This window comes from Chitinophaga jiangningensis, from assembly GCF_900142605.1.
In the GTDB taxonomy this organism is placed as follows: domain Bacteria; phylum Bacteroidota; class Bacteroidia; order Chitinophagales; family Chitinophagaceae; genus Chitinophaga; species Chitinophaga jiangningensis.
This window is the reverse complement of sequence record NZ_FRBL01000002.1, coordinates 795,700-803,839: the sequence shown is the minus strand read 5'-3', so window position 1 is coordinate 803,839 and position 8,140 is coordinate 795,700. Positions and strand designations below refer to the sequence as shown.

The following is an 8,140-nucleotide window of genomic DNA, read 5'->3' as shown; positions in this document are numbered from 1 at the left end:
ATTTGGAGTGAGTTGATTTTAGGGTAGATTAGCAGGGAGATGTAATCGGATAGACGCCTGCGAGGCGTCTCTACTTCACGAAATCATAGTCCTACCATACCGCCATATTTTTCTCTATAATTATTTCTTTCCCAATTTTATATTCGGTAGATGTAATAACCGATTCCGCATTACTGCCGATTTCTATTTTATAAGTTCCGGGTGTCACTACCCAGGCCATCCTCGTGTCATCAAACCAGGCCAGGTCGGCCATTCCCAGGGTTAACTGCAGTGTTTCTTTTCCACCTGGTGGCAGTATACCAGTTTTTGCAAATGCTTTCAGTTCTCTTACCGGGCGGCCCTGTTTAATGGCCGGTGCAGCTATATACAGCTGTACTACTTCCCTGCCAGGGCGGGTGCCGGTGTTGGTAACAGTTACGGCTACACGGATTGGTGTAACACCGGGCGCACTCGTTACACGTGGACGGCTATACGTAAAATTCGTATAGGATAATCCGTATCCGAAAGGAAATGCAGTGGCAATCTTCTGTGTGGTATATCCTCTGTAACCAACATAAATATCTTCCGTGTAATTTACCTCAGCAGGCCTGCCCATCATAGGATTACCATTATCGTTGCCGCCGGGAAGTTCTTTTCCGGGGAAGTCTGCAGCGGAGGGAACATCCTTGTACTGCATAGGGAAGCTCGCTGCAAGTCGCCCGGAAGGATTAATATTTCCGCTGATCACATCGGCGATGCTGCTGCCACCTTCCTGACCGGGTTGCCAGGCCAGCAGGATTGCATCTGCATAGCGGCGCCAGCTGGCTGTTTCAATCACTCCACCGATGTTGAGTACAACTACCACTTTTTTATTGTTCGCATGAAATGCTTCGCTGATTACTTTCAGCATGGAGTGTTCATCGTCGCGTAGCAGGAAGTCGTCCGCTACTTTGCGGTCGCTGCCCTCGCCGGCATTGCGGCCGATGGTGATGATGGCTACATCCATGTATTTGGCGAGGCGGCTGATGGCCTCTGCATCCGGCTGTTGCTCCGGTATGGGTGGTGGCGTGCTGAATAGGGTGGTGGGTTTCGGCAGCTGTGCTGTTTTTTCTGCAATATAGCGGGCGTATTCTGTTTGCAGGCCTGCATCAAGCACGTAGCCACCTTGCAGCAAGGCTTTGTCGAGGTCGGTGACGTAAGCTTTGTTTACATCACCACTGCCGGTACCGCCGGCGATGAGCTTATAGGAGGTAACGCCAAACAGCGCTATTTTTCCCGGCGGAGCAATGGGCAGGGTACTATCGTTTTTGAGCAGCACCATGCTTTCTGCGGCGGCCCTGCGTACGATGGCGGCGTTAGTGGTAAGGTCCGGCTTATCGGAATATTTATATTTTTTGAAGGAAGGGGACTGCACTACCATTTGGAGGATGCCTGTAACATTGGCGTCCAGCGTTTGGGTGGTAAGGGAGCCGTCTTGCAAGGCGCCGAGCAGGGCTTGTGATTGGGCGTGGAAGCCTGGCATCAGCAGGTTGTTCCAGGCGTTGAGCTGTTTCACCGGGCTGGTGCCGCCAAACCAGTCAGTCATTACAATGCCTTTAAATTTCCATTCATCGCGCAGGAGGCGTTTTAGCAGCGCGGGGTTTTCGGAAGTATATAAGCCATTAATTTTATTATAGGAAGACATTACCGTCCAGGGCTGACCGAGTTTTACGGCCATTTGGAAACCGCGCAGGTATATTTCACGGAGGGCACGCTGACTCACGATAGTATTAAGTTGCATGCGATTGAATTCCTGGTTGTTAGCGGCGAAATGCTTGATGGAGGTACCTACTCCGGTAGACTGCACGCCGCGAACCATGGCGGCGGCCATATGGCCGGTGAGCAGCGGATCTTCTGAATAATATTCGAAGTTACGCCCTCCCAGCGGATTACGCTGGATATTCATGCCGGGGCCGAGGATCACATCAATACCATATTCCAGTGCTTCCTTACCCATGGCTTTGCCGATTTGCGTTACCAGCGCCGTATCCCAGCTGGAGGCCAGGAGGGTGGCTACGGGGAAGCCGGTGGCATAGTAAGGTTTGGTGGAATCGTTGTTGCGGTAGGGGTTGATGCGGATGCCTGCGGGGCCGTCGGACAGGGTGATGCTGGGGATGCCGAGTCGCGGGATGGCATGCGTACGGCCGGCAGCACCGGGTACTTTTTCCGGGATGTCGGCATCCTTCGGGTCACCGGGCGGGAGGAGGCCGGGTGGGAGGCCTTCCATGCGCAGGCCCATACCTGTTACCAGGCTCACCTTCTCCTCTGGTGTCATAGCCGCTACTACGCGGGGAATACTTTGTTTGTCTGTAAGTCTGATATTGTTTTTATCCTGTGCCATCGTACTTACTGTTAATCCTAACAGGATAGGGATGGACAAGCACGGGGAAATGTTGTACTTCATAGGGAACAGTATCTGCTATTCCCAAGATATTCATTTTACCGTATTTTTTCTAGCTTTTAATAAGGCTGGGCAGCGGCTGTCCTTTAGCTGCAGCGATAATGTTTTCAGCGGCCAGCAGCGACATCTTACCTCTTGTTTCGGCGGTGGCGGAGCCAATATGCGGGAGTATGGCTACGGTAGGCAGCGACAGCAGCGGGTTATCAGGGCTCATGGGTTCCGGGTTGGTGACGTCAAGGCCGGCGCCCCAGATGAGGCCTTCCTGAATTGCCTCGTACAGGGCTGTTTCATCGTGTATGCCTCCCCGGGCCGTGTTAATAAAGATGGACGTTGGTTTCATCTCCCTGAAAACCTCCTTGTTAAACCTGCCCTTTGTTTCGGGGGTAAGGGCCGTATGTACACTCAGCACGTCGCTGTTATGCAGCAGCTCTTCGAAGCTGACATAGGTGGCGTTAAGTACTTTTTCTGCTTCCGCGTTAGGATGGCGGTTATTGTAAATGATGTTCATGTCAAAGGCGCGCTGACAGCGGCGTGCCAGGATAGTGCCGATATTGCCGAGCCCCCATACGCCCAGCGTTTTACCTTCCAGGTCGATGCCCAGATTGGCCGTAGGATCAGAAAAGCCCCATTCATGATTGAGGATGCGTTTGTGCATATAGAAAGCCTTGCGGGCAACAGATTGCATAAGCAGAAAAGCCACGTCGGCAGTGGATTTGCTGGGAACGCCCGGTACGTTGGTAACGGGAATGCCTATTTCTTTTGCAGCCTGTACATCAATATTATCGTATCCGGCACTCATGAGTGCAATGATTTTCAGGTGGCTGCATTTGTTGAGGAAATCACGGTTCATGGCTTTGCCGCCGGCGTAATATAGTGCCTCGTAGGCTTTCAGTGTATCCGCCAGTTCATCTGGCGAGAGGCTTCTTTTTTCCTTCCATTCTGTTACCTGTATTCCTGCCTGCTCCATGCGGATGCGGCCTTCAGCAGGAATTACTCTTGTTGCAAAAACCTTCATAATATGTTTATTGGTGGTGGGGGTATGGAGCAAAGATAATGCCTTTACGGTTTTTGTTGACCGGGGTTGGGATCAGGGCCGCGGGCCCTGATCCCAACCCCGATTATTCCGCTGGAATAATCGGGGTATATTAATAATTTGTTTTTCTTTTTATACCTTTAACCTCCGAACAGTGTAACAATGATGAAACGCCACAGCACAGCTGTTGCTGAAAGGCCCTGCTATTAATTCTCACCAGCATCTTGTTGCCTGCTCACTTAAGTATCAAACCAGTATTATTAAAATATTGATACCAACCACCAGGAGCGTCGCAGCAGCAAGATCCTTGACCGCATGAAGGATCCCGGGGATGTTTCCCCATGCTGCCGGCTTCCATGGTGAAGTGGCAGGCAGACAAAATTCACAGCTTCATCGATTCTTCTACGCCGGTTTAGTTAACTGTCCATACTTTGCCCCTGCATTTACAAATTGTGGAAGAAAATATGCAACAATACTTATTCAGGTTTGTTATAATATGCTATTTACTTCGGGGGCATGGTATTTGCGCAAGGGCAAAAAACAAGACTGTCACACAATAACTGGGGTATGCATGATCCAACCGGCGACTAACCTATATGGCTATATTAAAACTGATAAGTGGGTATATATTTCCCTGGCGATGATATTGGTAATGCGTGTCGCTTTTATATGGCTGATGGGACCGATGCCACAGGATGCCTATTATTATTTCTACGGGCAGCACCCTGCGCTCAGTTATTTCGATCATCCTCCCGGCGTGGCGGTATTGACACGAACATTCACAGAGATTTTTGGCGCACATAGTTTTGCCATTAAGCTGGGTGATACAGTGGTGACCTTGCTGATGGCAGGATGTTTTTATATGCTGTCGAAAAAGTTTCTGAGTCCGCATAAATCCTGGAAAGCCTTACTACTCATGCTTTCCACGCTGATGGTTACTATTTTATCGCTGGTTACCACGCCTGATGTGCCGCTGATGCTATGGTGGGCAATATCACTGTTATGTTTGTATAAAGTAATTTTTGAGCAAAAGGGGCATTGGTGGATATGGACGGGTTTTGCCATGGGATTGGCTTTTGACAGTAAGTATACCGCAGTGTTTTTGCCGGCGGGTACCATCCTGTTTTTGCTGCTGAGTGCACGCAGCAGGAAGTGGCTGCTATCACCGTGGTTTCTGCTTTCAATCGTATGTTTTTTCATTGCAATTTTGCCGGTGATCATCTGGAATGTAAATAACGGATTTGCATCGTTTAAGTTTCAGTCGTCCGAACGGGCAGGTGATATTGAACTGAACTGGCTGGATGTACTGGGTGTGGTAGGGCATCAGGCGGCGATACTGATTCCGGTATTATTTTTTGCGCTCTGTTATTTTATCTGGAGAGCAGCGCGGCGTTATGGCATACGTTGGTGGCGTGTGCCGGAGAAAGAACTATGGCTCTTATGTTTCTTTTTACCTGTTTTCATTGGCTTCTTCCTGATATCCCCCATATACTGGGTGAAACTAAACTGGATGATGCCGGGTTATATTACGGGGATTATATGGGTAAGTGTATGGATAGGGCAGCGTTGGATGCGTTGGCAATATATTATTTCGCTGGTGGTGCATCTGGCATTAGGGGTGGAAATTTTGTTTTATCCGGTGCCGGTGAAGTCGGACGATACCTGGGCGGGCTGGCCTGGCCTGGGAAAAGCGGTGCAGCAGTTACACGCAACTTATCCTGATGATTTTATTTTTTCAGCAGATGATTATAAAACCAGTGCGATACTCAACCTTTATATGGGGAAGATGGTTTACTCCCAGAACATTATTGGCAGGCGGGCGTTGGAGTTTGATTATGTGGGTACTGATTTGCAGACGCTGAAAGGCAGGAATGCTATTTTTATCAATTCGCTCACGGATGTAAAAGATGATATTGATGAGCAGGCCTTTGTGAAGGATTTACAACCGTATTTCAGCAGCATCACTCCGCTGGAACCTATTGTGGTGAAGCGTAACGGCAGGCTGGTTAGAAAATGGCTGGTATTCCGCTGTACGGATTATAAGCCTCCGGTAGTCAGGGATTTAGAATAACCGATGATCGTCGTCAATGCTTTTGTTGATTACAATCATCATCGTTTGTATAAACATCATTTTGTTTTAGATGTCAGGTGTATTAGATTTGTTGTACAGTTAACATCTATCTAAAGTTAAACGGATGTCGGTCTTTACCGGTATCTCGTCACCGCAGCTAGCTGCGGTGACATTTTTTTCCAGTGACAATTACAATAAAACGTACCATCATATGTATACAGAATTTTCTCTCAACTCCATCCAACAAAGATTTTGCGAAGGTTTTCTGTTTTTTCCGTTTAAGCAGTTGAAGAAGTCTGGGAACTATATATATAAGCAGTACAAGCCCAATTCCGGCATTCGCCAGGTATTGGAAGAGCGGAAGGTGGCGTTTGATTTTCATGTTTTCTTTGCACAGCAGTTGTTGGAGAAAATCAATAAAGTCGCCATTCCTAACGGTATTGCTCTGATGCGGCAGGTAGAGCGGTTGTTTGAAAGCAACCATCGGTCGGAGCAAACTACAGCTGCGGTATTTACCACCTTCACGGACATGCTTAGTACTTATTACAACGAGCTGTCCAATTATCAGTCAGTGGTGTTGCTGCGGCAGCAGGAGGCTGCCAAGCCAATGGTAAAGCGTACACCGGACTGCACAAATGCAGGGAATGTATTCAGTAATGAATGGTCGCACTTAATTAAGCAGTTTATTTTAAACGGCAATGCGGTCATTGAATTTTTACAGGAAAACCTTGAAACAGAAAATAGTTATAACCACCTGCCATCTGATTGCACCCGCCAGGATGTTGAAGAAGTCGTAGTGGCTATCAGAGCCTTTAATACCATCCAGTACCAGCTTATTTCCGTACTCCAGCAATGGAGTCAGCGGCAACAGCAGCACAACAGGCAGGTATATCTGAACTAGTATGCATTATTTAGAGAATAGCACTCATTCAAAGGCGGAACTTGACAGGATTTGTTGTTCATGGTTAACAATAGTAGAAGATCTGAGGGAAGAAAATGCGTTGTTAATCCGCCTGCTGGCAGCAGTATTATCAACCACTGTAACCCAGGAGTTTGTTGAAACCGCTGAAAAATATCAGGCAAGGTTTCTTATCGTTGAAGAAGGACTACTTTTATTACGTCATGAAATAGGTGAACAACGGCAATGGCTGAAAGGGAAACAAAAAGGTACAAATCCACATTCGCCCGAAAGATTACAGCGCGACATAGACCGAACTGAGCTTGACTTTGTAACACTCAGAGCCAACTTCCTGCAGTTTGCAGGAGTGGAGCGCTCATAATTCTTCCCGCACTCATTGGCTCGCAAAAGGACATAAGGATTTTAAGCTCGCAAAGACTTGTTGGGATTTAGGCGCCTTCGGCGCCAGGACGCGATCTTTTTGCACGCAAAGCAGCAAAGCAGGTAAGCAGCAAAGACTTGTGTTATGTTGTTTGTTGCAAACATAGGAATAGCATATACAGGTGAGCAGCCAGAGAATTACTATATAAAAGTCGCGGGGTTTTCGTCCCGGGACTTTTTCAAAAAGAAGGGTCGCTGTAGGCGATCCTTCTTTTTGAAAAAGCAAATCACGCAATAAGCGTCGCTAACTTCTCCCGGTCAGTAATGATAATATCTCCTTCTTTTAACTGTATCAGTGATTCATTCCTGAAATCCCCGAGCGTCCGTATCAGGGACTCCTTCGCTACACCTGCCATGGCAGCCAGGTTTTCGCGACTGATATGCAGCGTATAGTCGTTGCCGGTATTATTGAATTTCTTATCCATCATCAGCAGCGCCTCCGCCACTTTTTTACGGAGTGAGTTATAGGCGAGGCCTATCAGCTGCTTCTCGCGCTCAGCTGCATTCCTGGCCAGCAGCTGCACAAACTTTCGCATCACCTGCGGATGCTGATTGATCAGCAGTTCGAAGTCGGCCTGTGGTATAAGTCCCAGCACACAGTCTTCCATACATTCCGCATCTTCCTGGTACATACATCCCTGCATCAGGGCCTGGTAGCCAAAGAAATCGCCTTCGTTATACAATCCTACGATCAGCTCTTTTCCTTCTTCATTTCTTTTGGAGATTTTAATTTTCCCTTGAAAGATATAGTAGAGGTACTGCGGCTGGTTACCTTCGGCGTATACCTGTTGCTTCTTTTTAAAGTGATTAGTGGGTTTGTGTTGCTTCAGGGTATCGAGCAGCTCCTGTGTGCTCAGGTGCTGCAAGAGCTGTGTGGTGCTGGCTACGGGCTCGTATTGCAGTTCCGTGCGGCGGCGCAGCCGCGACGCAATGGCATTGAGCAGCTCAGTGCCTTCAAAAGGCTTGGTGATATAGTCATCGGCACCCAGGTCCATGCCTTTGCGCATGTCGCTGCGTTCCGTTTTAGCGGTCAGAAATATGAAAGGGGTATGCTGCAGTGTTTCGTTTTTATGCAGGAGGTGCAAAACGCCAAATCCATCCAGGACAGGCATCATGATATCACATACAATCAGGTCGGGCTTATGCGCTATCGCCATTGCCACGCCTGTTTTACCGTTTGTTGCAGTTAACACCTGGTAGTTGGCCAATTCGAGAATTTCGGTCATGTTGTCCAGAATCTCCCGATTGTCTTCAATCAATAAAATTTTCTCCATAAGC

Annotated in this window: 6 protein-coding genes; 3 read left to right on the top strand and 3 right to left on the bottom strand. The window is 48.1% G+C overall.

The features are described 5' to 3' along the window. Window positions 1-91: 91 nt before the first annotated feature. Both BUB18_RS07605 and BUB18_RS07600 read right to left on the bottom strand, forming a co-directional pair. Entirely contained in the window at window positions 92-2,422 is a 2,331-nt protein-coding gene (locus BUB18_RS07605; RefSeq protein WP_073079534.1) for a beta-glucosidase family protein, read from the bottom strand. A gap of 49 nt (window positions 2,423-2,471) precedes the next feature. After that, window positions 2,472-3,434, bottom strand: coding sequence for a 2-hydroxyacid dehydrogenase (locus BUB18_RS07600; RefSeq protein WP_073079600.1), 963 nt, complete (start codon window positions 3,432-3,434; stop codon window positions 2,472-2,474). A gap of 589 nt (window positions 3,435-4,023) precedes the next feature. Between BUB18_RS07600 and BUB18_RS07595 the strand changes: the two genes are divergently transcribed. From BUB18_RS07595 to BUB18_RS07585, 3 genes are all read left to right on the top strand, one after another. Further along, entirely contained in the window at window positions 4,024-5,523 is a 1,500-nt protein-coding gene (locus BUB18_RS07595; protein WP_073079532.1) for an ArnT family glycosyltransferase, read from the top strand. Between the two features lie 211 nt (window positions 5,524-5,734). Beyond that, entirely contained in the window at window positions 5,735-6,424 is a 690-nt protein-coding gene (locus BUB18_RS07590) for a hypothetical protein (protein ID WP_073079530.1), read from the top strand. A gap of 1 nt (window position 6,425) precedes the next feature. Then, window positions 6,426-6,803, top strand: coding sequence for a hypothetical protein (locus tag BUB18_RS07585; RefSeq protein ID WP_073079528.1), 378 nt, complete (start codon window positions 6,426-6,428; stop codon window positions 6,801-6,803). A gap of 286 nt (window positions 6,804-7,089) precedes the next feature. Here BUB18_RS07585 and BUB18_RS07580 read toward each other — a convergent pair whose 3' ends face one another. Then, window positions 7,090-8,136, bottom strand: a complete 1,047-nt coding sequence (locus BUB18_RS07580) for a response regulator (protein WP_073079527.1) — start codon at window positions 8,134-8,136, stop codon at window positions 7,090-7,092. Between the last annotated feature and the right edge of the window lie 4 nt (window positions 8,137-8,140).

Coding starts and splice junctions, on each gene's coding strand:
- BUB18_RS07595 (WP_073079532.1), top strand. CDS start 4,024: ATGATCCAACCGGCGACTAACCTATATGGCTATATTAAAACTGATAAG.
- BUB18_RS07590 (WP_073079530.1), top strand. CDS start 5,735: ATGTATACAGAATTTTCTCTCAACTCCATCCAACAAAGATTTTGCGAA.
- BUB18_RS07605 (WP_073079534.1), bottom strand. CDS start 2,422: ATGAAGTACAACATTTCCCCGTGCTTGTCCATCCCTATCCTGTTAGGA.
- BUB18_RS07580 (WP_073079527.1), bottom strand. CDS start 8,136: ATGGAGAAAATTTTATTGATTGAAGACAATCGGGAGATTCTGGACAAC.
- BUB18_RS07585 (WP_073079528.1), top strand. CDS start 6,426: ATGCATTATTTAGAGAATAGCACTCATTCAAAGGCGGAACTTGACAGG.
- BUB18_RS07600 (WP_073079600.1), bottom strand. CDS start 3,434: ATGAAGGTTTTTGCAACAAGAGTAATTCCTGCTGAAGGCCGCATCCGC.